The 863-nt window shown below is 68.3% G+C and carries 1 protein-coding gene; it reads right to left on the minus strand.

Annotated elements, in window-relative coordinates; genetic code table 11:
- Positions 1 to 192 precede the first annotated feature (192 nt).
- On the minus strand, positions 193 to 863 hold a 671-nt coding region (locus ACTOWJ_RS29370), incomplete at its 5' end, for a hypothetical protein (RefSeq protein WP_441338180.1).

Consider the following 863-nt stretch of genomic DNA (forward strand, 5'->3'; position numbering starts at 1 on the left):
TCCGGGTCCTTCCTGGGACTGAACCGCATCGGGGGGGGCAAGCCGCGAACCTTCGCTAGTTCCAGCGCCTGCAATACGGTTCGCACCTGCAACGTCGGCGGGTTCCTCATCCCAGCCCGCGCGCGGTGTAGGCGGGATTGGAAACTATTGGAATTCTGGCAGTTTTCGCAGGCGACGTTGCACGACCCATGCTCACGCTTCGATGGGGTGGAATCGACTGCATTCCCGCGCGCGATGCTGCCAAACCGAAGACTCCGCGCGACCGTCAGAATGCACGGCGGCACAGTGGCCCATGCCGCCGTCGGGATTGATCCGATCCGGCCGGTAATGCCGGCACATCGCACACATCACGCGCGGACGCGGGATCGCGATACGGGAATGCAGGCGGCACCAGGGACAGCCGACGATGCGCGGCCAACCGGCCAGGGTCGGCACCATTGCCGTCGCGCGCGGCGTCACCCACACCGGCCCGCAGCGGCGGCACAAGGCGGCGACGGTTTCATCATCGGTCCGGTGCCCGAGCGCGCGGTCGGCGTCGGCCAGGACGGCGCGCACGTACGTGCGCAGCAACGCCGTCGGGTCGGGATAGTGCGCCATCGCCTCGACGGCGGCGACGAGGTCGGCGTCAGAAACCGCAGCCCGCAGTTCGGGCCACGACACCCCGACCGCCGCGCAGGCGTCGGCGAAGGCGGCCAGGAAGTCGGTACGCGGTTGCGTTGTCGTCGGCATGGCAGGCGTCATCGCGTCGGCCAGTCGGCCCATGAATGGCTCCGGGATCGTGGTCAGGGAATCGGGGAAGGTCATTCGCACGGCTGCGCGCGCGGAGCTGGACCCGCTGCGACATTGCGACAATTGCGACACTT

Source organism: Lysobacter sp. CA199, from assembly GCF_052078715.1.
Classification (GTDB): domain Bacteria; phylum Pseudomonadota; class Gammaproteobacteria; order Xanthomonadales; family Xanthomonadaceae; genus Lysobacter.